The organism is Kribbella sindirgiensis (assembly GCF_004331435.1).
GTDB lineage: Bacteria > Actinomycetota > Actinomycetes > Propionibacteriales > Kribbellaceae > Kribbella > Kribbella sindirgiensis.
In genome coordinates, this window is record NZ_SJKA01000010.1 from 235,461 (window position 1) to 260,739 (window position 25,279).

Annotated in this window: 29 protein-coding genes and 1 riboswitch; of the genes, 22 read left to right on the plus strand and 7 right to left on the minus strand. The window is 69.6% G+C overall.

Annotated elements, in window-relative coordinates:
* Positions 1-19 precede the first annotated feature (19 nt).
* The 8 genes from E0H50_RS27335 (at position 20) to E0H50_RS27370 (ending at position 6,972) form a co-directional block, all read left to right on the plus strand.
* Positions 20-856 (plus strand): fumarylacetoacetate hydrolase family protein, encoded by an 837-nt coding sequence (locus tag E0H50_RS27335; protein WP_131293381.1) that lies wholly within the window; start codon positions 20-22, stop codon positions 854-856.
* Positions 853-1,587: a GntR family transcriptional regulator gene (locus E0H50_RS27340; RefSeq protein WP_131293382.1), complete on the plus strand. Its 735-nt coding sequence runs from the start codon at positions 853-855 to the stop codon at positions 1,585-1,587. Before E0H50_RS27335 ends, E0H50_RS27340 begins: the two co-directional genes overlap by 4 nt.
* The gene (locus E0H50_RS27345; protein ID WP_131293383.1) at positions 1,584-2,309 is read left to right on the plus strand and encodes an SDR family NAD(P)-dependent oxidoreductase; all 726 of its coding nucleotides are present in this window, start codon (positions 1,584-1,586) and stop codon (positions 2,307-2,309) included. Before E0H50_RS27340 ends, E0H50_RS27345 begins: the two co-directional genes overlap by 4 nt.
* 2 nt (positions 2,310-2,311) lie before the next feature.
* Positions 2,312-3,871, plus strand: coding sequence for an FAD-dependent monooxygenase (locus E0H50_RS27350; RefSeq protein ID WP_131293384.1), 1,560 nt, complete (start codon positions 2,312-2,314; stop codon positions 3,869-3,871).
* A complete protein-coding gene (locus E0H50_RS27355) occupies positions 3,868-4,257 on the plus strand; it encodes a cupin domain-containing protein (RefSeq protein WP_131293385.1) in 390 nt (129 codons plus the stop codon). The genes E0H50_RS27350 and E0H50_RS27355 overlap by 4 nt, the downstream gene beginning before the upstream one ends.
* Position 4,258: 1 nt before the next feature.
* Positions 4,259-5,158 (plus strand): amidohydrolase family protein, encoded by a 900-nt coding sequence (locus E0H50_RS27360; protein WP_131293386.1) that lies wholly within the window; start codon positions 4,259-4,261, stop codon positions 5,156-5,158.
* Between the two features lie 64 nt (positions 5,159-5,222).
* Positions 5,223-6,158, plus strand: coding sequence for a quinone oxidoreductase family protein (locus E0H50_RS27365; RefSeq protein WP_131293387.1), 936 nt, complete (start codon positions 5,223-5,225; stop codon positions 6,156-6,158).
* A gap of 124 nt (positions 6,159-6,282) precedes the next feature.
* Positions 6,283-6,972, plus strand: coding sequence for a GntR family transcriptional regulator (locus tag E0H50_RS27370; protein WP_131293388.1), 690 nt, complete (start codon positions 6,283-6,285; stop codon positions 6,970-6,972).
* Here E0H50_RS27370 and E0H50_RS27375 read toward each other — a convergent pair.
* From E0H50_RS27375 to E0H50_RS27385, 3 genes are read right to left on the minus strand one after another with little or no spacing between them, the layout of a single operon-like run.
* The gene (locus E0H50_RS27375) at positions 6,938-7,669 is read right to left on the minus strand and encodes a PIG-L family deacetylase (RefSeq protein WP_131293389.1); all 732 of its coding nucleotides are present in this window, start codon (positions 7,667-7,669) and stop codon (positions 6,938-6,940) included. The genes E0H50_RS27370 and E0H50_RS27375 overlap by 35 nt on opposite strands.
* Before the next feature lie 10 nt (positions 7,670-7,679).
* On the minus strand, positions 7,680-8,144 hold the full coding sequence (locus E0H50_RS27380; protein ID WP_131293390.1) for a PPOX class F420-dependent oxidoreductase: 465 nt from the start codon (positions 8,142-8,144) through the stop codon (positions 7,680-7,682).
* 5 nt (positions 8,145-8,149) lie between these two features.
* On the minus strand, positions 8,150-8,671 hold the full coding sequence (locus E0H50_RS27385) for a hypothetical protein (protein ID WP_131293391.1): 522 nt from the start codon (positions 8,669-8,671) through the stop codon (positions 8,150-8,152).
* Between the two features lie 76 nt (positions 8,672-8,747).
* Here E0H50_RS27385 and E0H50_RS27390 point away from each other — a divergent pair, with 76 nt between their 5' ends.
* From E0H50_RS27390 to E0H50_RS27400, 3 genes are read left to right on the plus strand one after another with little or no spacing between them, the layout of a single operon-like run.
* Positions 8,748-9,539, plus strand: a complete 792-nt coding sequence (locus E0H50_RS27390; RefSeq protein WP_238151247.1) for a hypothetical protein — start codon at positions 8,748-8,750, stop codon at positions 9,537-9,539.
* Complete coding sequence (locus E0H50_RS27395) at positions 9,539-11,116, plus strand: DNA polymerase Y family protein (protein WP_131293392.1); 1,578 nt, start codon at positions 9,539-9,541, stop codon at positions 11,114-11,116. The genes E0H50_RS27390 and E0H50_RS27395 overlap by 1 nt, the downstream gene beginning before the upstream one ends.
* A gap of 10 nt (positions 11,117-11,126) precedes the next feature.
* Positions 11,127-11,507: a VOC family protein gene (locus tag E0H50_RS27400; protein WP_131293393.1), complete on the plus strand. Its 381-nt coding sequence runs from the start codon at positions 11,127-11,129 to the stop codon at positions 11,505-11,507.
* A 4-nt stretch (positions 11,508-11,511) separates the two neighbouring features.
* On the opposite strand, the gene E0H50_RS27405 is transcribed toward E0H50_RS27400, so the two are convergent.
* A complete protein-coding gene (locus E0H50_RS27405; protein WP_131293394.1) occupies positions 11,512-12,807 on the minus strand; it encodes a glycosyltransferase in 1,296 nt (431 codons plus the stop codon).
* Positions 12,804-15,014 carry a glycoside hydrolase domain-containing protein gene (locus E0H50_RS27410; protein WP_131293395.1) on the minus strand — a complete coding sequence of 737 codons (2,211 nt, stop codon included), beginning with the start codon at positions 15,012-15,014 and terminating at the stop codon, positions 12,804-12,806. Before E0H50_RS27410 ends, E0H50_RS27405 begins: the two co-directional genes overlap by 4 nt.
* A 156-nt stretch (positions 15,015-15,170) precedes the next feature.
* Here E0H50_RS27410 and E0H50_RS27415 point away from each other — a divergent pair, with 156 nt between their 5' ends.
* Positions 15,171-15,938 (plus strand): class I SAM-dependent methyltransferase, encoded by a 768-nt coding sequence (locus tag E0H50_RS27415; RefSeq protein WP_131293396.1) that lies wholly within the window; start codon positions 15,171-15,173, stop codon positions 15,936-15,938.
* 91 nt (positions 15,939-16,029) lie between these two features.
* Positions 16,030-17,637, plus strand: coding sequence for an alkaline phosphatase D family protein (locus tag E0H50_RS27420; protein ID WP_131293397.1), 1,608 nt, complete (start codon positions 16,030-16,032; stop codon positions 17,635-17,637).
* Here the strand turns inward: E0H50_RS27420 and E0H50_RS27425 are convergent.
* Together E0H50_RS27425 and E0H50_RS27430 are read right to left on the minus strand one after the other, a co-directional pair.
* A complete protein-coding gene (locus E0H50_RS27425) occupies positions 17,634-18,815 on the minus strand; it encodes an RNA polymerase sigma factor (protein ID WP_131293398.1) in 1,182 nt (393 codons plus the stop codon). The two genes, E0H50_RS27420 and E0H50_RS27425, sit on opposite strands and share 4 nt — an antisense overlap.
* A complete protein-coding gene (locus E0H50_RS27430; protein WP_131293399.1) occupies positions 18,815-19,183 on the minus strand; it encodes a YciI family protein in 369 nt (122 codons plus the stop codon). Before E0H50_RS27430 ends, E0H50_RS27425 begins: the two co-directional genes overlap by 1 nt.
* A 193-nt stretch (positions 19,184-19,376) precedes the next feature.
* On the opposite strand from E0H50_RS27430, the gene clsA reads away from it, so the two are divergent.
* The 9 genes from clsA to E0H50_RS27475 all read left to right on the plus strand — a co-directional run bounded on the left by clsA (position 19,377) and on the right by E0H50_RS27475 (position 25,089).
* The gene (clsA, locus tag E0H50_RS27435) at positions 19,377-19,973 is read left to right on the plus strand and encodes a cardiolipin synthase ClsA (protein WP_131293400.1); all 597 of its coding nucleotides are present in this window, start codon (positions 19,377-19,379) and stop codon (positions 19,971-19,973) included.
* Positions 19,970-20,818, plus strand: coding sequence for a DUF881 domain-containing protein (locus E0H50_RS27440; protein ID WP_238151248.1), 849 nt, complete (start codon positions 19,970-19,972; stop codon positions 20,816-20,818). Before clsA ends, E0H50_RS27440 begins: the two co-directional genes overlap by 4 nt.
* On the plus strand, positions 20,815-21,147 hold the full coding sequence (locus tag E0H50_RS27445; protein WP_130379362.1) for a small basic family protein: 333 nt from the start codon (positions 20,815-20,817) through the stop codon (positions 21,145-21,147). Before E0H50_RS27440 ends, E0H50_RS27445 begins: the two co-directional genes overlap by 4 nt.
* A 2-nt stretch (positions 21,148-21,149) precedes the next feature.
* The gene (locus tag E0H50_RS27450) at positions 21,150-21,965 is read left to right on the plus strand and encodes a DUF881 domain-containing protein (protein ID WP_238151249.1); all 816 of its coding nucleotides are present in this window, start codon (positions 21,150-21,152) and stop codon (positions 21,963-21,965) included.
* A gap of 13 nt (positions 21,966-21,978) precedes the next feature.
* Positions 21,979-22,362 (plus strand): glycine cleavage system protein GcvH, encoded by a 384-nt coding sequence (gene gcvH / locus E0H50_RS27455; RefSeq protein ID WP_131293401.1) that lies wholly within the window; start codon positions 21,979-21,981, stop codon positions 22,360-22,362.
* Between the two features lie 137 nt (positions 22,363-22,499).
* On the plus strand, positions 22,500-23,045 hold the full coding sequence (locus E0H50_RS27460) for an FHA domain-containing protein (RefSeq protein WP_131293402.1): 546 nt from the start codon (positions 22,500-22,502) through the stop codon (positions 23,043-23,045).
* A complete protein-coding gene (gene ftsR, locus E0H50_RS27465) occupies positions 23,032-23,730 on the plus strand; it encodes a transcriptional regulator FtsR (RefSeq protein WP_131293403.1) in 699 nt (232 codons plus the stop codon). The genes E0H50_RS27460 and ftsR overlap by 14 nt, the downstream gene beginning before the upstream one ends.
* A gap of 62 nt (positions 23,731-23,792) precedes the next feature.
* Complete coding sequence (locus E0H50_RS27470) at positions 23,793-24,287, plus strand: bifunctional nuclease family protein (RefSeq protein ID WP_131293404.1); 495 nt, start codon at positions 23,793-23,795, stop codon at positions 24,285-24,287.
* Positions 24,288-24,582: 295 nt separating this feature from the next.
* Positions 24,583-25,089, plus strand: coding sequence for a MerR family transcriptional regulator (locus tag E0H50_RS27475; protein WP_238151262.1), 507 nt, complete (start codon positions 24,583-24,585; stop codon positions 25,087-25,089).
* A 57-nt stretch (positions 25,090-25,146) separates the two neighbouring features.
* Positions 25,147-25,236: riboswitch (glycine riboswitch) on the plus strand.
* Positions 25,237-25,279 lie beyond the last annotated feature (43 nt).

The window sequence follows — 25,279 nt, forward strand, 5'->3', positions numbered from 1 at the left end:
GGCGTCGAGTGGACCTGAGATGAAGTACGTGATGGTGGAGCACGCCGGGAGCGAGCGGCCCGGCGTACTCGACGGCGATTCGGTGCTGTTGCTCGACGCAACGGACCTGACCGAGGTGATCGAGTCCGGCGCGGCGCCGACGGGGGTGAAGGTGCCGTTCGCCGAGGAGCTGCTGCGCGCACCCCTGCGGCGGTTCCGGCGCGACATCCTGTGCACCGGGTGGAACTACTGGGACCACTTCGAGGAGAGCAAGGGTAGACGGGAGGGCCAGGACGTGGACCGGCCCGAGCACCCGACGTTCTTCACCAAGGGTCCGGACGTGGTGATCGGCCCGTACGACGACATCGCCTGGGACCCGGCGATCTCGGCCAAGTGGGACTACGAGGCCGAGGTCGCGCTGGTGATCGGCAGGTCCGGCAAGAACATCGCCGTCGACGAGGCACTCGACCACGTCTGGGGCTACATGCTCGCCAACGACGTGTCGCAGCGGGACCTGCAGCGCGCGCACGGCGGGCAGTGGCTCAAGGGCAAGAGCATCGACGACACCATGCCGCTGGGTCCGTGGATCGTCACCGCCGACGAGGTGGTCGACCCGCAGGACATCCACCTGCAGTGCCTGGTGAACGACGACGTACGCCAGGACGCGTCGACCCGGCAGATGGCGTTCGACGTCGCCACGTTGATCAGTGAGCTGTCGTTCGGTATGACGTTGCGCCCGGGCGACCTGCTGCTCACCGGTACGCCGGCCGGCATCGGGAACGCCCGTGAGCCTCAGGTGTTCCTGCAGGACGGCGATGTGGTGGTCACCCGGTCCGACAAGCTCGGCACCTTGCGCAACAAGGTGGTCCGCGCATGAGCGGGCCACTGGAGCTGTTGCCAGGGGGCGGAAAGGGCGGTCGCCGTACTCTCGCCGAGCACGCGGCCGCGGAGCTGCATCAGCTGATCCTGTCCGGTGAGTTACCCAGTGGTACGCCTCTTCGCCTTGTGGAGCTGGCCAGCCGCCTCGAGATGAGCCAGATGCCCGTGCGCGAAGGCCTCCGTCGGCTGGAGGCCCTGGGGCTGGTCGAGATCATCCCGCATCGTGGCGCGTGGGTACGGGACCTGTCGCTGTCGGACCTGCGAGACACGCATGAGACGCGGCTGGCGTTGGAGAGCCTCGCCGTACGCGCGGCTGCGGCCCACTTCACCGAAGAGGACCTGACGAAGGCAGCGGCCGCACTGGCCGAGCACCTCCGGTTGTCACGAGCAGAGGACTCCGCGGGCGCCCGTGAGGCCCATGCGGACTTCCACTTCGCGATCTACCGGGCCAGTGGTTCGCAGTGGTTGCCGCGGGCAATCGAGCCGGTCTGGCAGAACAGTGAGCGGTACCGGTTCGGCAGCCGTCCCACCGCGTTCCTGATCGAGCGGAGCCGGCAGGAGCACCAGGCGATCCTGGACGCGTGCGTGGCACGGGACCCGGACGCGGCTGAGCAGGCGCTGCGCAGTCATCTGGCCGGCGCGTTCCAGCGGATCACCGAGACGATGACCTCGAAGCAGACGTCTGAGCAGTCGTCGGGGCAGTCGTCGGGGCCGAAGGAGACGTCATGAAGGTGCGCTTCGACGCGACCGGTGAGGTCGTCGTGATCACCGGTGGCGCGCAGGGCATCGGTGCGGCACTGGCTGCTGCTGTGAACGCTGCCGGCGGTACGGCGGTTGTCTTTGACGTCACGAAGCCGGCTGGTGCTTTTGAGTACGTCGAGGTCGACGTAGCGGACCGCGGGTCCGTGGAGCGCGCTGTTGCGGGTGTCCTGGAGCGGCACGGACGTATCGACGGTCTGGTCGCCGGTGCGGCAGTGCAACCGCGATCGCCGGTGCTCGAGATGGATGCGGCCGAGTGGACCCGCACGTTGCAGGTGAACCTGGACGGTGTGGTCTGGGCGTGTCAGGCCGTCGTACCGCACATGGTGGCGCGGCAGTCCGGTTCGGTGGTGGTGTTCACGTCCGGGATGGCGGCGACCGGGTTCGCGGGCGCTGCGGCGTACGCGGCGAGCAAGGCGGCGCTGGTGGCCTTCGCCAAGACGCTGGCCGTGGAGGTGGCCGACGATCGGGTCCGGGTGAACGTGGTCGCGCCGGGGGTGATCGACACCGAGCAGTTCCGAGGTGCGAACGCCGGTGCGGACCGGGAGCACTGGCAGGACACCATAGGTATCGGCGACCCCGAGGACGTGGTCGGCCCGTTGCTGTTCCTGCTGTCCGACGCGGCCGCGATGACCGGGTCGCTCCTGACCAGGGAACGTGCCTTTGCCAAGCTCACAAGCTTTGTGGAGTGAAGTTGACTGAACAGCTGCCTGTAGCGGTCGTAGGTGCCGGACCGATCGGCCTGACCACCGCGCTCGGTCTCGCGCACTACGGCATCCCGTACGTGCTGCTGGAGGAGGACGCGGTCCTGTCGTCCGACACCAAGGCCGGTACGACGCTCAGCCGGACGCTGGAGATCTGGAACCGGTACGGCGCGGTGGACGGCATCCTCGGCGCTGCGCTGCGGATCGACGAGATCGGCGACATCGACCGGGCCACCAACACCCCGCGGGCTTCGGTGCAGCTGGCCGAGCTGGTCAACGACACCCAGTTCCCGTTCGTCATCAACCTGCCGCAGCAGAAGATGGAGCCGCTGCTGGCGGCAGCTCTTCCGGAGCCGGTGCGCACGCAGCACCGGATGACGTCGTTCGAGGTCCGCGACGATCGCGTCGTACTGCAGCTGGAGACTCCAGACGGTCCGCAGGAGCTGGAAGCGTCGTACCTGCTGGCCTGTGACGGCGGGCGTTCGCGGATCCGCGACGCGCTCGGTGTGAAGGTGGTGGGGGAGACCCTGCCGGAGCGGTACATGCTGATCGATGTCGTGGTGGACCTGGACGTCGACAACGCCAGGGACTACCCGTACCTCGCCTACTTCGCGGACAAGTCCGAGTGGATGGTGCTGATCCGGCAGCCGGACAACTGGCGGTTCCTGTTCCCGCTGGCGCCCGGTGCCGACGCACCGGGTGACGAGGACCTCCTGGTGAAGGTGAAGCAGTTCATCGGCGAAGTGGACCGGATCGAGCTGATGGGCTCGGTCGTCTACAACGTGCACCACCGGGTGGCCGAGCAGTGGACCGTCGATCGCAAGGTCTTCCTGATGGGCGATGCGGCGCACCTGATCACCCCGATGTGGGCGCTCGGTCTGAACACGGGTGCGCTGGACGCGTCCAACCTGCCGTGGCGACTGGCCTGGGTGCTGCGTGGCTGGGCCGAGGCGTCGTTGCTGGATGGCTATGAGCGGGAGCAGCGGCCGGTGGCGATCGAGGGCTCCGGTGAGATGGCGGAGGCGGCCCGCAAGTACATGTCCTTCCAGCGCGGTGCGGTCACCGAGGACACCGGCGCGTGGGCGACGGCGTACAACCGGACGCTGCTGAGTGTGCGGCTGGACGTCGACGGTGTGGGCGACTGGTCGATGGTGGCGACGTCCGCCACGCCGCCTGCCGTCCGGGCGGGTGACCGGGCGCCGGACCTCGTACTGCAGAGTCCTACCGGTCGTACGACGATCCACGACCTGTGCCGTGACGCGTTCGTAGCGCTCTACTTCACCGACGTACGGCGCCGGCCGGAGATACCGGTGAACGAGTCACCGGCGTTGCGGCACTACGCGGTGTCCCGGTGGGACGCGCCGCACGACTCCGGTCTGCGAGACAGGGCCCTGTTCGATCCGGGCAGTGTCGCCACCAAGAGGTACGGCGTACCGGCGGACAGCGTCGTACTGATCCGGCCGGACGGCCACATCGCTGCGGTGGCTCCGATGGGTACTGGTGTGGCCGAGGAGCTGTACACGCGGGTCACCGGTCGGGAGGTGCCATGAGTTTCGAGGTGCCGTTGCAAGAGATCTTGCTGCAGACGGACGACCTGGAGTGGGTGGAGAAGTCGCTGGACGGCCTGTCCCACAAGATGCTGTGGCGGGACCCGGTGACCGAGGCGTCGATCGCGCTGGTGCGGTTCGAGAAGGGGTCTGGCATCCCGTCGGAGCACAAGCACGCCTCGAACCAGTTCATGTTCTGCCTGTCCGGCCGGTACGTGTACCTGCCGACCGGGACGACGCTGACCAAGGGCAGCTTCTACTGGAACCCGAAGGGCGCCGTCCACGGTCCTACGCGGGCAGAGGAGACCTCTGTCCTGCTGGAGGTGTACGACGGTCCGCACTACCCGGAGCGTCCGGCCTTCTACGACAACGACGAGGACGCCCGCTGACATGGCCGGCTGGGACGTCCACACGCACCTGATCCCGCCGACCGTGCTGGCGGCGGCGCACCGGGGTGAGTTCGGGCTGTCCGTCGACAACGGTTCGCTGGTCGTCGACGGGGAGCGGCTGCCGCTGCGCCGGCTCGCCGACCCGGCCGCACTGCTGCACTGGATCTCGTCACAGGACCTGGACGGTGCCGTGGTGTCAGTGCCGCCGGCCCTGTTCCGGTACGACGCAAGCCTCGAGTGGACCGAGCTGGTGAACCAGGGTCTCCGGGAGCTCGCCACACCGCAGCTGCGCGTGCTGGCGCACCTGCCGCTGCTCGACCCGGCGGCACCCTCCGTAGCCGCCGCACTGGCCAGTGAGGGTGTCTTCAGCGGTTTTGCCCTCGGTACGCCGAGTTACGCCGGGCTGGATCCGGTGTGGCGAGTGCTGGACGCGCTGGAGGCGTTCACGCTGATTCACCCGGGACACAGTGACGACAAGCGGCTTGATTCGTTTTACCTGTCGAACCTGTTGGGGAATCCGTACGAGACCGGACTGGCGGCGGCTTCGCTCGTCTTCGCGGACGTGCCGGGGCGGTTCCCGGGAATCCGGTTCTGTTTGTGCCATGGGGGTGGTGTGACGGCGGCCGTCGCCGGACGGTGGCAGCGCGGGATCGACCAGGAACGCCCCGGGATCGAGCCGGTGTCCTTGCCGGTGGCCGAGGCGCTGCGCCGCTTCTACGTCGACGATCTGGTCCACGACGACGCCGTACTGGAGTTGCTGACGAAGACGTTCGGGCCCGAGCGGGTACTGGCCGGGAGTGACTGGCCGTTCCCGATGGGCAGCGACGAGGTGTCCGCCGCGCGGTCGGCGGCGGCCGAGGTGCTGACCCGGCCGCTGGCGAAGGAGGTTGCCGAGTGGTGAGACGTGTTTTCGGTCTGATCGAGGTTGTGATCAGATATCAAATCGTGGGGAACGGGGTAGAGGCGTGAGTACACGGGGGACTGTCCTGCGCAGTCATGGACCAGGGGAGCAGCTGAAGGCCGAAGAGGTCGAGCTGACCGCCGGTCCCGGTGAGACGTTGGTGGAGATGCGGCTGGCCGCGGTGACGCCGTTGGACCGGTCGACCCTGGGCGGAAAGCAACCGGCCGGGCCATTTGTGCCTGGCGCCGAAGGCACCGGCATCGTGGTGAGCTCGGACGTCGCCGAGGCGGGTACGCCGGTGGTGGTCCGCGGCGAGGGCGTCGGTGTGACCCGCGACGGAGTCTGGGGCCGGTACGCCGTTGTCCCGAATACCGCCGTACATCGGCTGCCGTCGTCGCTGGAGCCGGCTACGGCGCTCGCGTTGATGACACCGGCGTTGACGGCGCACACCGCCGTACGACGAGTCGCCGACGTACAGGAGGGCGAGACGGTCGTGGTCACCGGCGTCACCGGTCTGGTCGGGCACCTGTGTGCTGCGATCGCACGGTCGGCCGGCGCGTCCCGGGTGATCGGTCTGGTGTCGCTGGACGACCGCGCCGACGGTGCGACCGGGCTGGTGGATCAACTGGTCCGTGTAGACGGTCTGGGCCAGGTGGGTCGGGAGCTGCCGTGGTGCGACGCGGTCATCGACACCATGGGTGGTCCGGTGGCCGGTGGGGTGCTCGGACATATCTCTCCGGGCGGACGGATCGCCGTACTGGGCTACAAGGCCGGTGAGTTCACCACGATCGATCTGCACCAGCTGATCGGTCGGGACCTGCGGGTGCTGCCGGTCAACCTGCAGCGGACCACGTTGGCACCGGATGCGGTCGGTCAGGCGCTGGCCGATATCGCATCGGTGACCTGGCGAGCTGACTACGACGTCGTACCGGCGGACCGGATCGGCGAGGTGCTGGACCGGCCGGCGGGCCGGGTTCTGCTGGATCTGACGACTCTCTGAGCGAGCGGCCGGTGGCCTAGACCACTTGTATTTACTGGGCAATCTGTGGACGAAGGCCGCCAGATACCCGGTCGGCGGCTACGGTACCTCCAGAGCCGAAGAGGAGAGAGGCAGCCCGCTACTGATGATCCGACGACTCGAGCTCACACCTGGGGGGCCGACAGGGCGTCGTACGCTCGCCGAGGAGGCCGCGGCCGAGCTGCACGAGCTCATCCTGTCCGGCGAACTTCCCAGCGGTACGGCGCTCCGGCTGGAGGAGCTCGCCAAGCGACTGGACATGAGCCAGATGCCGATCCGGGAAGGGCTCCGGCGGATGGCGGCGCTCGGACTGGTCGAGATCGTCCCGCACAAGGGCGCCTGGGTGCGTGAGCTGTCGATGGAGGACCTGCGCGACACCCACGAGACCCGGCTGGCGCTGGAGTCGCTGGCCGTTCGTGCGGCCGCGACGCGGTTCTCGGAATCGGACGCGGCGGCCGCCCGGACCGCCTTGGCCGAGCATGTCCGGCTGTCGAAGCTGGGCGACAACATCGCGTCCCGGCAGGCGCACACCGAGTTCCACTTCGCGATCTACCGCTCCGGCGGCTCGCGGTGGCTGCCGCGGGCGATCGAGCCCGTCTGGCAGAACAGCGAGCGCTACCGGTTCGGTTCGCGGCAGACCAAGGCCCGGATCGAGCAGACCCGGCGCGAGCACCAGGCGATTCTCGACGCGTGCCTGGCGCACGACGAGGAGGGCGCGGAGGCAGCGCTGCGCGAGCACCTGGAAGGCGCCATGCAGCGCATCACCGAGACGATGGAGCGCCGTTCCAAGAAGTGAGCTCTTCGAACCGGTCCTGCTGCCAGCCCGTCGCGTCGAACACCGCACGCAGCAGCAGACCGTCACTGCTCGACCGGTGTACTCCCAGGAGTTCGTCGAGCGGCTTGCTGCCCAGGCCGTCGTAGTACTCGTCCAGTGCCTGCCGCCGTCGCTGCTCGGATGCTCCGCCGATCACTTCCAGCGGCGTATCGCATCCTTTGACGTGGCCTGACCCGACCTGCTCACCTGGGGCGAGCTGCTGGATCAGCTGCTCGCCCGCACGCACGTCCTGCGCTCTGACACGTGCACCCAGGACGCGGCAGTTGACGCGTGCTCGCTGGACTCCTTGTGAGATGGCGATGTGGTCCGGGTGACCAGTCAGTCCGTCACTGCCGACGGTGAGGATGAGCTCCGGCTCGACCACAGCAGCCGCGACCTCGATCGCTTCCGCCAGGTCGTCCGGCGACGCCGTGGCCAGCGACCTTGGTCCACTGCGACCGCCGTCGTCGATCCACTGGTCCACGGCTCCCAGCCAGTCCCATTCGCTGATTCCGAGCAGCGAGCAGGAGGCGCCGAGGTGATCGAGGGCTCCGCGCATGCCGGCGGTAGCGACTCGCAGTACGACGTGCCAGCCCTGCTCGCTCAGCACAGACGTGGCGGCGCCTGTGGCGAAGACCTCGTCGTCCGGATGCGCGTGGACGACCAGTGCCGTCCGCATCAGTCAGCCATCAGTCAGCTAGGTGCGCCGGGAAGCCGCCGGTGGCGATCGGGCTCCAGCGCTCCGGGGTGATGCGGATGAGGCACTTGCCCTGCTTCACCATCGCCTCGCGGTACTCGTCCCAGTCCGGGTGCTCACCGGAGATGGAGCGGTAGTAGTCGACCAGCGCCTCCACTGCGTCCGGCAGCTCGATCACTTCACCGCTGCCGTCTACCTGTACCCATGCGCCGTTCCACTTGTCCGACAGCACGACCACGCTGGCCTTGCCGGCGCGCTTCACATTCGTGCTCTTCGCCCGCTCCGGGTACGACGAGATGACGATCCGTCCCTCGGTGTCCACCCCACCCGACACCGGCGACGCCTGCACTGTCCCGTCGGCCCGGGTCGTCATCAGCAGCATGTGATGACGCGGCCGCACAAACTCCAGCAACCCGTCCAGCTCGACCTTGGTGTTGGTGGCAATAGTTCTTGGCATGGCACTCACCCTATGTCTGCCGGGGTGATGAGGCGCTCCAGTTCGTCGTCGGTGAGCTGGTTGATGAGGTGTTTGGCGCGTTGTGCCTGTGCGGTGGTGGGCAAGGCGCCGTCGAGCAGGTCGGGAAGGAAGAGCTCGTAGCCGGCCCGGGCGCGGGGCGAGTAGCGGTGGCGGGTGCGGGCCACTGCCGAGGACACGCGGATCGCGTGCTCGTTGCCGGGAGGTACGCCGGGTCGGTCGGTCTCCTGCGCCGCGAACCGGAAGCCGTTCGCCTTGTCGCAGCTCGGGCACCCGGAGTCGCCGGCGCCGAGGGTGGCACCGCAGTCCGGGCAGCTCAGCTGGTTCAGCGCGCCGTCCACGACCCGCCAGTCGAACTCGGAGGTGTCCTGCAGCACGACCTCGGCCAGCTCGTGCGCTTGCGCGGTATCTCCTCCGAACTCCGCGCAGAAACTGTCCCAGGCGGCGTCGATACTGTCCTCGACCTGCCGCAAGGCGGTGGTGAACCGAGGGTGATCGACGCGTCGCATGCCCCGGACTCTAGCCAGCCCTGGGCCTGTGGACGACCGGATTGACTTGTTCGAACAGGTGTTCGAACATGGAGTCATGACGGGGAGCGAGGCAGTGGGAGGTCGGGTCACGGCGCTCGATCACGCGCGCCTGCTCCTCGCCAGGGCGAAGGCGCAGAAGGGCGCCGCCGAAGCCGATCCGGGGCCTGAGGCGAGGACGACCCGGGTGCCCTCGGTGGCCCGGGTGCAGCAGGCTTTGGACACGGCGGGGGTGGATCGGGAGCTGCCGACGCATCCGGCGGTGGGTGAGTTGCTGGCGGGAGCCAGCCTGCGCGGCGGTTCGGTGTACTCGGTGCGCGGGAGTGCCGCGCTGGTGATGGCGCTGATGGCCGGGCCGTCCGCGGAAGGGGCCTGGTGCGGCGTGGTCGGCGTGCCGTCGTTCGGGGCCGAGGCGGCGCGCGGGCTCGGGGTGGACCTGGAGCGTCTCGTGCTCGTTCCGGATCCGGGACCGGAGTGGCTGAGCGTCGTCGCCGCGCTGGTCGACGCGCTGACCGTGGTGGTCGTCCGCCCGCCCGGCGAGGTGACACCGGGCGAGGCGTCCCGGCTGGCCGCGCGGCTCCGGACCCGCGGCGCGATGCTGATCGCGTATGGGTCCTGGCCCGGCAGCGAGGCCCGGTTCGAGATCGAGAGCAACACCTGGACCGGTCTCGGCGACGGCGAAGGCCTGCTCGCCGCCCGCCGCGCGACCGTCGCGGTGACCGGCCGGCGCGCCGCCGTACGTGCTCGTCACGAGCTCTGGCTGCCTGCCGCCGACGGAGAGATCCGCTCCACCGGGACCGCTGAAGACCGGTCGCGGGAGTGGGCCGAGCAGATCGAGGCGGTGGGCTGATGGGCGGCGGGCTGACCCGGACGATGGTGATCTGGGTGCCGGACTGGCCGGTGGCCGCGGCCGCGGTGGCGACCGGGCGATCACCGGACGAGCCGATCGCCGTCCTGGAGAAGGGGAAGGTGCTCGCCACCTCCGCCACCGCACGCGCCGAAGGGGTGCGGCGCGGGCAGCGGGCCCGGGACGCGCAGTCGCGGTGCCCGGAGCTGGTCGTGCTGAAGTACGACCCGGTGATCGACGCGCGGGCGTTCGACCCGGTGATCTCGTGCCTGGAGGCGATCACGCCGGGGGTGCAGGTGATCCGTCCGGGGATGTGCGCGTTGAAGGCACGCGGCCCGGCGCGGTTCTACGGCACTGAGGAGGCGGCCGCGGAGAAGCTGCTCGACCGGCTCGAGACGTTCGACGTGCACGGCAGCCGGATCGGGATCGCCGACGGCCCGTTCGCCGCGGAGCAGGCGGCCCGGGTGAGTTCCGCGCGGACCCGGGTGCACGTGGTGCCGCCGGACGGTTCACCGGAGTTCCTCGCGCCGCTGTCGGTCGACGTCCTCGAGCAGCCGGCGCTCACCGATCTGCTGCGCCGGCTGGGGTTGCGGTCGCTGGGGGCGTTCGCGCAGTTGCCCCGGACCGAGGTGCTGACCCGGTTCGGCCCGGACGGCGCCTTCGCCCATCGGCTCGCCCGGGGGTCCGACGATCGCCCGGTGACCGGCCGGGAGATCCCGCCGGAGCTCACCCGGACGCTCGACTTCGAGCCGCCCGTGGACCGGGTCGACCAGGTCGCGTTCGCGGTCCGGGCGATCGCCGACGAACTGATCGCCCGGCTGACCGAGCTCGGACTGGTGTGTACGACGCTGCGGGTCGAGGTCGGCACCGAGTCCGGGCGGATCCACGAGCGGGAGTGGCTGCACCCGCGCTGGTTCACCGCGGCGGACGTGGTGGACCGGGTGCGCTGGCAACTGCAGGGGAGCGGTACGGCGACCAGCGAGCTGACGTCACCGGTCGTCCGGATCCGGCTGATCCCGGACCAGGCGGATCCGGTCGGCGCGCATGTCGACGGGTTGTGGGGCGGCGGCCCCGACGAGCGGATCCACCGGGCGTTGTCGCGGGTGCAGAGCATGCTCGGTCACGGCGCGGTGGTGTCGGTGGTGATCGGCGGCGGTCGCGGCTTCGCGGAGCGGCAGACGCTGGTCCCGTGGGGCGATCCGCCGGTGCCGGCCCGCCCACCGGACCAGCCGTGGCCCGGCGCGATCACCGGCGCGGACCCGAAGCGCTGGCCGGCACTGGCGCCGACCACGGTCTTCCCGGAGCCGATCCCCGCGAAGGTGTTCGCCGCCGACGGCACCCAGGTGTCGGTCAGTGCCCGCGGCGAGCTGTCCGCCACCCCCACCGGCCTTCAACTTGCCGACAGCAACAAGATCCACCCGATCACCGCCTGGGCCGGCCCCTGGCTCACCACGGAACGCTGGTGGGACCCCAGCACCGAGTCCCGCCAGGCCCGCTTCCAGTTCCAGACCACCGACACCCGAGCCTGGCTCTTCACCCTCCACCAAACCACCTGGCAGGCCCAAGCGACCTATGACTAAGTTGGTCGGCATGCATCGGAGTCGGGTGTCCACGTTTCTGATCGACGTCCGGCGGGACGAGGTGGACGACGCCACGGCGTTCTGGTCTGCCGCGCTCGGTGTCCGGACTTCCTCGCCGGAGGGGGAGCCGCAGTTCGTGAGCCTGCATGACGCCGTGCCCGGGTACGTGACCGCGATCCAGTCCGTCGACGACGAGCCCCGCTACCACCTGGACATCGAAACCGACGACGTCCCCGCGGAGGTCGCGCGCCTGACCGGGATCGGCGCGGTCGAGATCGCCAGCTGGCAAGGCTGCCACACGCTCCGCGCTCCGGGCGGTCACCTGCTCTGCGTCATCCCGGTCCACAGCGACCCGACGTACTTCGAGCAGCAGGCGACCGTCTGGGAGTAAGCCGTCAGGCGAGTTGAATGGCAGGCGGTTCGGCCAGCGCGAACAGGCGGTCGAACACCGCGACCCGATCGAACTGCAACGCGTGCGCCCGCGCGCGCTGCTCGGCCTCTGCCCGCTGCTCGCGGGTCCAGTCGCACACGACCTCGTCCAGCACGGTCCGCAGCGTGGCCGGGTCTCGCTGCGGTACCAGCAGGGCCGTGTCACCGACCGCCTCGGGTACGCCGCCGGTCGCGCAGGTGATGATCGGCCCGCCACCGGCGAGCGCCTTCTCGACCAGCGCGATCCCGAACGTCTCCACGAACTCCGGCTGCTCGCGGGTCGGCAGCACGAACGCCGCGCTCCCGGCCATCAGCGCCGGCTTCTCCGCGTCGTCCACATCGGTCAGCACCCGCACCCGCTCGCCCAGACCGGCGGCCGCAACCCGCGCCACCACCTCGTCTTCCTGCGGGCCGCGCCCAGCGAGCACCAACTCGACCCGCGAGGCCGACCGCGATCCGGCGTACGCGTCGATCAGGTCGTCGACGCCCTTCGCGGAGGCGATCCGGGACAGGAACAACACGTACCCGTCCCGCGCGAGGCCGCGCCGGGCAAGCGTTTCGGCGATCCTGTCATCGGTGAGCGACAGGTACGGCCAGGAGTCGACCGCCGGGTAGGAGATGGCGATCCGCTCCCGGCACCGCTGCGCGAACGTCGTACCGGCCATGCCGTCGAGGGTCGCCGCCGAGGCCACGATCAGGTCCCTGGTGTACTCCGACACCGCCACGCAGTGGTCGGCCGCCAGGTAGACCGACAGGATGTGCGCGGCCGCCCCGAACCGGCCGGTGTTCACACAGTCGCGCACCACGTTGGTGATGTCGGAGCCGACTGCCTCGGCCACCGTGGTGATCCGTGCAGGCCCGAGTTGGCGCGCCACCTGGACGGCCTCCTGTACGGCGATGGCGTGCGGGCTCAGGTACAGCGACATCGCCACCGTCGGCACCCCGTCGCTGAACAGCTCGACCAGCCGCCCGATCAGCCCCGACAGGTAGCGCCCATCCGGAACCCGGTAGTCGCCGACGGGATCGGGCCGCTCCACGGTGATACCAGGGCTGTACGGCAGCACGCGATCGAGCGGTTTCATCGGCAACCCGGCCGCCTCCAGCGCGTCCAGCGGCCAGGTCACGATCCGTACGTCGTCGAACCCGCGAGTGAGTGCTACCTCTGCCAGGCAGCGTGCCTCACCGGAGTGACCGCAGATCACCGGGTCGGCGCGGACGACAAGGACCAGGCGGCGGGTGGGTGCGGAGTCGGCGATGCTCATGGTTCACCTCCAGTGGGATCGGATGTGGACGGCGGCCTGATCCGGGTGCCCCAGGCAGAGGGCTGTGGGCCGAACTCGATGTGCAGGGCGCGGACGCGCCGCAGTTCCCGGCCGGAGATCCAGGGACGCTCGAGGGTCTTGCCGTCGACCGCGATGGATTGGACGTAGGAGACCGGTCCGCCGGCCTCGACCGGCTCGAATCCCCTTGTGGTGATGGACAGTTCGCTCTCCGGCAGCCGGATCGTGGACTCCGCCACGGCCGGCGCGCTCACCAGGAACAGGTTCTGCCCAGCCACCGGGAACAGTCCGAGCGTCGCCCACACGTACCACGCGGACAGCCCGCCGGAGTCGTCGTTACCGGGCAGCCCGCCCCGGCCGGTGCCGAACTGGTTGGCGATCGCGGCATGCACCACCTCGGCGGTCCGGTCCGGCCGTCCCGCGTAGTGGTACGACCACGGCGCCTCGTAGTCCGGTTCGTTGTTCAGCCCTTCGAACCGGCACAGGTCGTACCCGGCGTCCATCTCGGCCACACTCGGTGCCACACCCGGCTGGGTGACCGGTACGGCGTCGTACCCGAAGAACCGGTCGAGCAGCCCGACGAACGCCTCGTCGCCGCCGGCGAGCGCGATCCGGGCGCGCATGTCGTGCAGCAGCCGGAACGAGTAGTTCCACCGGCCGCCCTCGTAGAACGTCGAGTCGCGCAGCAGGCCCGTGTTCGGGTCGTACGCCGCCCTCCAGCCTTGGGCGAGGTCGCGCATCTGCTGGGCCAGCGGCCGGTCGCGCACCTTGGCCGCGATCGCCGACGTGCAGTGGTACGCGTACGCCAGGTCCAGGGTGTGGCTGATCGGATGCGCCACACCGTGCACCAGGTAGTCCTCGCCGTACGTCCGGCGGAGGTCCATCTCCAGGTGCACCATGGCCCAGTCCCAGTCGATACCGGGCAGATCCAGCTGGCACAGGTCGGCCAGGAAGGTGTGCGCGAGCGCGCTGCCCTGCCGGGAGAACCGGTCGGCGCCCTTGGCCATCCGGTAGCCGATCGGCAGGTTGCCCTCCTGCTCGCAGATCGACAGCATCGCGCCGGCCAGCGCGACCGAACGCTGCGGGAACAGTGTGGTCATCAGCGGCAGCTGAGTGCGGTAGATGTCCCACATGGTGCAGATGTCGAACGCGTACGGGCCGTCGGTCGTCCACGACGGGCTCTCGTCCGGGGCGAAGCACGGCTTGACCAGCGAGTGGTACAGGGCCGTGCCGAAGACCGTCGCCTGGTCACCGGACTCGGCGTTGATCGCGATCTTGCCGAGGTGGTCGCGCCAGGTGGCCGCCGTACGGTCGCGCCGCCCGGCGAAGGTGATCTGCTCGCGGCCGACGTCCGTGTGCAGGTTGTCGCGGGCCGTCTCACATCCGCGCAGGGAGAATCCCAGCCGCACCTCGACGGTCTGCTCGGCGCGCGAGGGGCCCATGAACATCAGTCCGAACGGCCGCAGTGTGGTCGGCCGGATGTAGTCGAAGTCGAGGCGGGTGCCGCCGGGCATCAGGCGCCGGTCGTACCACAGCAGCTGCCGCCAGCCGGGAGCGTCGACCTCCATGTGCACGGCCAGCGGCACCCCCTCGACGTGGATCTCTCCCTGCGCCACGCCCGGCTCCAGCATCGCCAGATGCGCCTTCAGCGGCACCGTCTGGCTGTGCGGGATGGCCAGGCCGCCGGTCGAGGCGTCGATGACGATCCGGGCGGCGTCATGCGCCGGGAAGGTGTAGCGGTGGACGGCCGACTTGGGGCCGACCGTCACCTCACAGCGCACCCCCGAGCTCAGCGTCGCCGCGTAGTAGCCGGGCTCCGCCACCTCGTCCAGCAGGTCCCACGTGGTGCCCAGGTCGTCGAGCGGGCCGAGCATCGGCGTGACCCGGAAGTAGTTGTAGTACTTGCGGATCGCGCCGGTACCGGACTGCTGGAAATGGGTGAAGCCGGAGGCGACCGGGCGGTCGTACAACAGGTTGGGCACGCCCTCGGTGTTGAAGTCGTACAACCCGTAGCCGGTCGGGTAGGCCCCGGAGTACGGGCAGGCCGACACCATCCCGAACGGATGCAGGGCGCCCGGGTGGGTGTTGCCGACCTGCGGTTTGGGCCACCACCAGGTCGCGGCCAGGCCCTTGGGCGTGGGCAGGTCGGTGGCGCCGGTCCCGATGAACGGGTCGACGTGCTCGTACATGAGGGCCCACCCCCTCGCGCGGCTGACGTGGATCCTCAAGGTAAGAAGCATGTGTTTCAGCCGCATGACCGCACGAGACGCGCAGGTTACGACCGGTCCGTCGGCCGGCAGCAGAATTCGGTGAGCGGGCCGCAGGCCCGGTCTACGCTCCGACACATGACTGAACTCGCGGTGACGTTCCAGCAGCCGGCGGTGGCGGAGGCCTATCAGCATCGGCCGCCGTACCCGGACGAGGTGTTCGATCGGCTCCTGGAGCTGATCGTCGACGAGCCGCGGCGGGTACTCGATATCGGCGCCGGGGAAGGGGCGCTCGCGCGACCGCTCGCGCCGCGGGTCGAGCACGTCGACGCGATCGACTTCTCGGAGCCGATGGTCGCGGCGGGCCGGCGGCGCCCGGGCGGCGATCACCCGAACCTCAGCTGGCAGGTCAACCCGATCGAGAGCGCCGACCTCGACGGCCCGTACGCGCTGGTGACGGCCGGCGCCAGCATCCACTGGATGCCGTGGGAGGAGACGTTCGCGCGGATCGTCCCGCACCTGACCCCGAGCGCCCAGCTCGTCGTGATCGAGCACGGCCCGGTGGACATGCCCTGGTGGGACGGCGTCGTCCAGGCGATCAAGAAGCACTCACGCAAGAAGAACCACGACACGAACTACAACGTCGTCGACGCGATCCGGGACCGCGGACTGCTGGATCAAACAGGTACGGCGCGGACCGCGCCCGTCACCTACCACCAGAAGGTCGCGGACTACGTCGAACAGTTCCACTCGACGTCGAGCCTGGCACGCGACCTGATGACATCCGAGGAGGCCGCGGACTTCGACACGATCGTCGAGGAAGCAGTACGGCCGTACGCGAAGGACGGCCTGCTCGAGCTGACGATCCAGGCCGAACTCAGCTGGGGCAGACCACTCGCTGCCTAGCGTTCAGCTACTCGACGCTCACCTGCTGTTGACCAAGTCCGACGATGCGGCAAAGGTTCGTGACCGGACAGCCATCGTGGGAGGGGCAAGGATGAGCGAACAGATGGTAGGGCGGCGGACGTTGCTGGGTGCCGCGGGTGCGGCAGTCGCGCTGGGTGGAGTCGTCGACGTACGGCGGGCGCACGCGAACCCGCTGCGCGGCGACCCGTTCGGTCTCGGTGTCGCCAGCGGCGATCCGCTGCCGGACCGCGTGATCCTGTGGACTCGCCTGCTGGGCGATCTGCAGGGCGATCTGCTCGGCGATCACGCCGTACAGGTCGGCTGGCAGATTGCGACCGACGAGCGCTTCCGGCACGTCGTCCGGGCCGGATCGGCGACAGCGCGCCCGAACCTGGCCCACTCGATCCACGTGGACGCCGCGGGGCTGCGGCCGGGGCGTGACTACTTCTACAGATTCCGTACCGGCAGATTCATCAGCCCGATCGGACACACCCGTACGGCGCCGGCTCCCGGAAGCGCCGCCGCGCGGCTGCGGTTCGCCGTCGCCAACTGCCAGGACTGGCAGAACGGGTACTTCGGGGCGTACCGGGACATCGCCGCGGCCGATCTCGATCTGGTGCTGCACGTCGGCGACTACATCTACGAGTACGACCCGCAGCAGAACGCCGTACGGCAGCACAACCCGTCGTCCGGGACCGCCCAGGGCGCCGATCAGCTGATCACGCTTGCCGACTACCGGAACCGGCACGCGCTGTACAAGTCCGACCTGGCGTTGCAGGCGGCTCATGCCGCACTGCCCTTCATCTCGACGTGGGACGACCACGAGACCGAGAACAACTACGCGGGTCTCGTCGACGAGCAGGACGACCCGCCGTGGCACCAGACCCCCGAGCAGTTCAAGCTCCAACGCGCCGCGGCGTACCAGGCCTGGTACGAGCACACCCCGGTACGGGCGACCAACCGGAGTGGATGGTCCGACCTGCGGATCTACCGCCGCTTCGACTTCGGCACACTGCTGCGGCTGAACGTGCTCGACACCCGGCAGTACCGCACTGATCAGCCCGGTGGCGGTGTGCCGACCGGAGGTCTGCCGTCCGACTTCGGGTCGCAGGTACTCGGCGACACGAACGTGACGGGCACGCTGACCGGTCCGGTGCAGGAGGCGTGGCTGCTGGACGGTCTGCGGACATCGCGCAGCCGGTGGAACGTGCTGGGGCAGCAGGTGATGATGGCGCCGACCCGGTTCGTCACCCCGCCGCCGGCGTCGGTGGTCAACCTGGACCAGTGGGACGGATACACGCCGCAGCGCCGGCGGCTGCTGGCCCAGATCTCCGCGAGCAAGGTCGCGAACCCGGTGGTGATCGCCGGCGACATCCATTCGACCTGGATCAACGACCTGCGGCTCACCGTGGACGACCCGTCGGCGCCGGTGGTGGCCAGCGAGTTCGTCTCGACGTCGATCACCTCGGACTTCCCGGCCGCGTTCGTGCCGATCGCCGAGCAGTCCAACGCCGCCTTCAACCCGTGGGTGCGCTACTTCAACGGCCGCACCCACGGCTGGCTGCGGATGGACGTCGACCGGGACCGCTGGCTGACGGAGGAGCGATCGGTGTCGTCGGTCGCCGTACCCGATGCTCCGTCGTCGACCACTGCGCGCTGGGTCGTGGAGGCCGGCAAACCGGGAGTCGTCCCGGCCTAGAGGGCGTCGGCGCGGGACTGCAGGTAGCGCTGCTCGGGTGTGCTCTGGGTCAGCCGGGCAGCGAGCTGGTACGCGTCCCGGGCACCCGCGCCGTCACCGGACAGTTCGAGCAGATGCGCGCGGACGGCGGCCAGCCGGTGATGGTCGCGCAGCGCCGGGTCGACGTCGTCGAGCAGCTTCAATCCGGCGGCGGGGCCGTGCACCATCGCGACCGCGACGATCCGGTTCAGCGTCACCATCGGGCCCGGTGCGGTCGTCTCGAGCAGTTCGTACAGCATCAGGATCTCGCGCCAGTCGGTCTCGTCGGCGTCGGCCGCCGCGTCGTGGACCGCGGCGATCGCCGCCTGCAGCTGGTACGGCCCGACCGGCGCGGACCGCAACGTTGCCTCGATCAACGACGTGCCCTCGGCAATCGCCGCCGCGTCCCACAACGACCGGTCCTGCTCGGGCAACGGCACCAGCGCGCCGTCGGCGGTCGTCCGGGCGGGCCGGCGCGCGTCGGTCAGCAGCATCAGCGCGAGCAGCCCGGCCACCTCGCCCTCGGCCGGCAGCGAAGCCTGCAGCTGGCGCGTCAGCCGGATCGCTTCCGCACTCAGCTCGACCCGGTGCAGCGACGTACCGGACGAGGCCGTGTAGCCCTCGTTGAAGACGAGATAGAGCACATGCAGTACGGCGGCCAGCCGCTCGGGCTGCTCGGCCGCCGGGGGCATCGCGAACCGCGCGCCCTGGAGCTTCGCCTTCGCCCGGCTGATCCGCTGCCCGATCGTTGCCTCCGGCACCAGAAACGCGCGGGCGATCTCACCGGTCGTCAACCCGCCGACGGCGCGCAGCGTGAGCGCCACCTGGGACTGCGGCGTCAGCGCCGGATGGCAGCACAGCATCAGGAGCGTCAGCGAGTCGTCTTCCGACGACACGGGCTCCGGGGGACTCCACGACGCGACGGTCTCCTCGCGCCGGGTCCGGGCCGCCTCGTTCCGCAGTACTTCGATCCGCCGCCGCGAAGCGACCGTGATCAGCCAGCTCCGCGGGTTGGCCGGAACACCCTCACCAGGCCACTGCAGCGACGCGGCCAGCAGAGCCTCTTGTACGGCGTCCTCGCACGCGTCGAAGTCGCCGTACCGCCGGACCAGCGCGCCGAGCACCTGCGGCGCCTGCTCCCGGAGCAGCTCCTCGAGCATCAGCTGAACGCGCTGAGGTCACGGACGGGACGCACTTCCACGACGCTGAACGGCGCCTCCGGGATCTGCGCGACGATCTCCACCGCGCGGTCCATCGAGTCGCAGTCCAGCAGGTAGAAGCCGGCCAACTGCTCCTTCACCTCGGCGAACGGACCGTCCGTCGTCATCGGCTTGCCGTCGCGGACCAGGACCTGTTTGGTCAGCTCCGGGGCGTCGAGCGATTCGGACGCAATCAGCTCGTTCTGGACGGCGAGGGCTTCGTGCAGCGCGGCGTACCCCGCCATGCCTTCCTTCTTCTGCTCGTCCGTCATCGAGTCCCAGACCGCACGGGACTCCGGGTTGCCGTAGATCAGTACCAGGAACCTCATCTGCACAGGGTAAGCATCACCGGGGGGTCTCGATCGGGTCACCGGTTCGCAGCAGGCGTAGCGGCCGGCGAGCGGGCGCGTTCTGGTATCAGGGGAAAGTCGGGGCCTGCCCCGGGACGCCGGGCGTAAACCTGTCGGGCCGCCCCAGTACAGTTACGGACGGGAATCCAGGGTGGAGAGAGGGAGGGGTCGCGTGCCGGACTTGGAAGTGTCCGACCGGGTGTGGACGATCCCGAACGCACTCAGCTTCCTGAGGTTGCTGGGGGTGCCGCTGTTCCTGTGGCTGGTCCTCGGACCCAAGGAAGACGGCTGGGCGCTGCTCGTGCTGGCGGTGTCCGGGTTCACCGACTGGGCCGACGGCCAGATCGCCCGGCGGATGAACCAGACCAGTCGCCTGGGTCAGATGCTCGACCCGGTCGCCGACCGGCTGTACATCTTCGCGACCGTCATCGGCCTGGCGCTGCGCGACATCATCCCCTGGTGGCTGGCGATCGCGCTGCCGCTGCGCGACCTGCTGCTCACCTTCACGCTGCCCGCGCTGCACCGCCGCGGGTTCAACGCGCTGCCCGTGCACTTCCTCGGCAAGTCCGCGACGTTCTGCCTGCTGTACGCGTTCCCGCTGCTCCTGCTCGGCGACGGCGACAGCACCCTCAACCTGCTCGCCCGGGTGTTCGGCTGGGCGTTCGCGATCTGGGGGACCGGTCTGTACTACTGGGCCGGCGCGCTGTACTTCGCCCAGCTGCGGCACCTGATCCAGACGGTCAAACCGATCAAGGACTCGGCCGGGTGACCCAGCAAGCTCCCGAGCAACCGACTCAGCAAACACCTCCTCGGCGCGTCGACGCGTCGATGTCGCTGCTGAACAACCTGATGGCGCACCCCATCGACGAGGGGTACGCCGTCGCCGCCCGGACCGGCTCCGCCGGCAAGCAGACCCGGTCCCGGCACCGGGTGATGCTGGTGGTGGCCGCCGCGGTCCTCGGCTTCCTGCTCGCGGTCGCCGCCGCGCAGAACTACCGCAGCGCACCGGAGGCGGAGAAGCAGCGCAAGGAGCTGATCACGCGCATCGACCAGGCCGACAACCGGCTGACCGAGCTGCGCAACAACCAGTCCCGGCTCGCCGACGAGGTACGCCGGTTGCAGGCGAGCGGACTGAGCAACGACAGTACGGGCGCCGCGCTGCAGCAGAAACTCGACGACCTGGAGTTGCAGACCGGAGCGATCGCGGCCACCGGCCCCGGGCTCAAAGCGGTGATCGACGACGCCAAGGACGCCGACGCGAAGGAAGGCCGGCTGCTCGACGTGGACCTGCAACAGCTGGTCAACGGCCTGTGGACGTCCGGCGCGGAGGCGATCTCGGTGAACGGTCACCGGATCACGTCACTGACCGCGATCCGCGGCGCGGGCAGTGCGATCACCGTTGACTACAGTTCGCTGACCCCGCCGTACACGGTGCTCGCGATCGGGGACACCGCGACCATGCCGGCCCGGTTCGCGCAGAGCTCGGGCGGGCAGTGGGTGCAGTACCTGGTGAGCAACTTCGATGTCCGGATGACGATCACGACGGAGGACTCCTTGCTGGTGCCGGCCGATGCGACCATCGCGTTGCGCTACGCGAAGGTGAGAACGAGATGATCGCCGTACTCGGGCTGGTGATCGGTGTCGTCGTCGGTCTGCTGGTGGCGCCCGACGTACCGGACTGGGCGCAGCCGTACCTGCCGATCGCGGTGGTGGCCGCGCTGGACGCGGTCTTCGGGGCGCTGCGGGCGTTCCTGGACGGGATCTTCGACGACAAGGTGTTCGTGGTGTCGTTCGTGTCCAACGTGCTGATCGCGGCGCTGATCGTGTACCTGGGCGACCAGCTCGGCGTCGGCTCGCAACTGTCCACCGGTGTGGTCGTCGTCCTCGGCATCCGCATCTTCACCAACATGGCCGCGATCCGCCGGCACATCTTCCGGGCCTGACCATGAGCGACGAGAAGCCGGTGACGCCGGCCAAACCGGAGCAGCCGCAGCCGCAGACCCCGACGCCGATGCCGAAGCCGCGGACGCCGAACCTGGCGCTGCGCCGGTTGCGGGCCGGGTTCAAGCCGTCCCGCGGTCAGGCGATCGTCGCCGTCGTCCTCGCCCTGGTGGCCTGTGTCGCGGTCGTGCAGGTCCGGGTGAACCGGGCCGACGACGGCTACCAGAACGCCCGCCGCGAGGACCTGATCGCGATCCTCGACGGCCTCGGGCAGAACACCCGGCGGCTGGAGAGCGAGATCGCCGACCTGGAGGAGCGGAAGAACTCGCTGTCCTCCAGCGCGGACAAGGCGCAGACCGCCCGCGAGCAGGCCGAGGCGCAGGTCCGCACCCTCGGCATCCTGGCCGGCACGCTGCCCGCCCAGGGACCGGGGGTCCGGATCACGCTGAACGACCCGCAGGGCAAGATGACGTCGAGCAACCTGCTGGACGCGATCGAGGAACTGCGGGACGCCGGCGCCGAGGCCATCCAGATCAACGGACAGGTCCGGGTGGTGGCCAGCACCGACTTCGTCGACGACGCCCCCGGGATCGGGATCGACGGCCAGAAGGTGAACTCGCCGTACGTCATCGAGGCGATCGGCGAGTCCCACAACCTGGCCGAGGCGGCCAACTTCCCCGGCGGTCTGGTCAGCGAGGTGACCGGTCCGCAGGTGGGTGGAACCGCCGAGGTCAACGAGCTCGAGAACGTCGCCATCACTGCCTTGCACGCGCCGGAGGAGCATCGTTACGCTCGCCCGGCGCCCAGCCCTACGAAGTAGAAACGAGGACAAGGTGTACCCCGAAGACCTGAAGTACACGGCCGAGCACGAGTGGCTGAAGGCCGGCGAGGAAGGCCCGGTGCGGGTCGGCATCACCGACTTCGCGCAGGACCAGCTCGGTGACATCGTGTACGTGCAGCTGCCGGACGTCGGCAGCGTGGTGCGGGCCGGCGACGCCTGCGGCGAGCTGGAGTCGACCAAGAGCGTGAGCGACCTGTACGCGCCGGTGAACGGCACGGTGACCGCCGTCAACGAGTCGCTCGCCGACCAGCCGGACCTGGTGAACAGCGACCCGTACGGCGAGGGCTGGCTGCTCGACATCGAGGTCGAGGACACCGCCGAGGTGGCCGCGCTGATGGACGCCGAGGCCTACCAGGGCCAGCTCGACCAAGGCTGAACCAGGGCTGATAAGTTACGGACCTCAACCGCTGGTCGAGGGTTGAGGTCCACTCTGTTTGTTCCGGAAAGTCACACTGTTACCACGGGGTCTATCGAAAACGTCGCCGGACCACCGGCGATCGGGAGGATCACAGCATGCCGTTCTGCAACCAGTGCGGGCACGAGAACTCCGAGGGCAGCAGGTTCTGCTCGCAGTGCGGAGCGATGCTGCCTGGCGCGGACCGCCCGGCGGCAGCCCCGGCGACGCCCCAGACGCAGCAGCCGACACCGGGTGTCACCGACACGGCGATGCTGACCCCGATCGGCGCCGAGCCGGAGCCCGAGCGCACCGGTGAGCCGCTGTCCGCGGACGACGCGGCCGCCGTCGGCGCGCTCCCGGCCGGGTCCGCTCTGCTGATCGTCCAGCGCGGGCCGAACGCGGGCAGCCGCTTCCTGCTCGACGTCGACGTGGTCACCGCCGGCCGGCACCCGGACAGCGACATCTTCCTCGACGACGTGACGGTGTCGCGCCGGCACGCCGAGTTCCGCCGGGACGCGTACGGCGTGAAGGTCCGCGACGTCGGCAGCCTGAACGGCACGTACGTCAACCGCGACCGGATCGACGAGGTCCAGCTGACCAACGGGGACGAGGTCCAGATCGGCAAGTACCGGCTGGTGTACTACGCCAGTGGCCAAGCCTGAGCCCAGCGAGGAGGGGCCTGTTGGCGGCCGCGGCATCGGAGAGGTGCTGCAGCTCCTGCAGGCCGAGTTCGCCGACGTCACGATCTCCAAGATCCGCTTCCTGGAGGCGGAGGGGCTGGTGACGCCTGCCCGGACGGCGTCCGGCTATCGCAAGTTCAGCGCCGCCGACCTCGACCGGCTGCGGTACGTGCTGACCGCGCAACGCGACCAGTACCTGCCGCTGAAAGTGATCAAGGAACACCTCGGTGCGATCGACCGCGGCCTGCAGCCGGCCGCTGCGGGTCCGCCGGTCGCACCGAGTTCGTTGCCGCAGACACCGGGCCAACCCGTCGCCGAGGACTTCGGTGCCGCGAGCACCGAGCTACGGCTGACCCGGGACGAGTTGCTGGCCGCTGCCGGCGTACCGCCCGAACTGCTCGCCGAATTGGAGAACCACGGCCTGGTCGTGGCCGGCGGCAACCACTACGGCGGGGACGCGATCGTGATCGCGCAGGTCGCGGCCGAGTTGGCGGCGTACGGCCTCGAGCCGCGGCACCTGCGCGCGTTCCGTACGGCGGCGGACCGCGAGGTCGGCCTGATCGAACAGGTCACCGGCCCGCGCCGTACCGAACAGACCGGTGAGCTGGCCGCCCTCACCGTCCGTCTGCACACCGCGCTGGTCCGCTCCCGCCTCCCGCGTCCGTAGGGCTGTCCACAGCGAACCCCCGCGGGCCTGCCCGGGGCTTCGGCTCGGAGTAGGCTGAACGTGTGCGCGAAGTCGACGTGGTCGGAGTCCGGGTGGAGATGCCCTCGAGTCAGCCGATCGTGCTGCTGAAAGAGGTCGGAGGTGAGCGATACCTGCCGATCTGGATCGGTGCTGCCGAGGCGAGCGCGATCGCCTTCGCGCAGCAGGGTATGGAGCCGCCCCGGCCGCTGACCCACGACCTGTTCGCGGAAACCATCCGCGTCCTCGGGCACACCCTCAGCCAGGTCCGGATCGTGAACCTGACCGACGGCATCTTCGAGGCGATCCTGGTGTTCGACGACAAGACCGAGATCTCGGCCCGGCCGTCGGACTCGATCGCGATCGCGCTGCGGACCGGTACGCCGGTGTTCTGCGCCGACGAGATCCTCGCCGAGGCCGGCATCCCGGTCCCGGAGAGTGAGACGAACGGCGCCGACGAAGTACAGGAGGAAGAGGAGGTCGAGCGGTTCCGGGAGTTCCTCGACCAGGTCACCCCGGAGGACTTCGACAAGAGCTGAACAGCCTAGAGACCCTAGGTAACGATTCGTACGACGGTCGCGACACGCTCTCGGCTCGATGCGGTTGTCGTTGACCCGGTTCGGGCGGCGGCTTACCGTGAAGAAGTCGTGGGGTGGTGTCACTCCACGGAGATGGCTCGTTCCAGTCGGTATCCAGGGAGGCTCAGGCGTGACACGCACCGGGGACACGGATCTGACGGCGCAGTCGACGTCCGACGCGCACGCAGAGGCTGTGGCAGCCGCTACTGCCACCGCCGGCGTTCAGGGTCTGCTGTTCGACGACGACCTGCGGCCGATGCCGGAGGACGTCGGGTTCCGGGGTCCGACGGCCTGCGCCGCGGCCGGGATCACGTACCGGCAGCTCGACTACTGGGCCCGGACCGGCCTGGTCTCCCCGTCCGTCCGCCCGGCGACCGGCTCGGGGACGCAACGGTTGTACGGCTTCCGTGACGTTCTGTTGCTGAAAGTGATCAAGCGGCTGCTCGACGCCGGGATCTCGCTGCAGCAGATCCGGACCGCGATCGCGCACCTCAGCAAGCGCGGTTTCGACGACCTGACCCAGATCACGCTGATGAGCGACGGCGCGTCGGTCTACATGTGCACGTCGCCCGACGAGGTCATCGACCTGCTGGCCGGCGGCCAGGGTGTGTTCGGGATCGCGCTCGGCGGTGTCTGGCGCGAGGTCGAGGGTTCACTGTCCGAGCTGCCGACCGAGCGCGCGGACGGCCACGACGAAGGCGACTCCGACGGCCACACCGGCGACGAACTCGCCGCCCGCCGCCGCGCCCGGATGACCGGCTGACACCGACTGACACCGTCCGAACTGTTCCGAGTTTCCTGGTAGCCTCGGTTCAGCCGTTCACAGCACTCGGGAGAGACCCGTGTCATCGGGCGCCGAAGGGGCAATTCCTCCCCGGAACCTCTCAGGCCCATGGACCGAGTGTCGCAGGCGACTCTGGAGCGCAGCGCGCGTGACAGAGGGGGAGGCCACC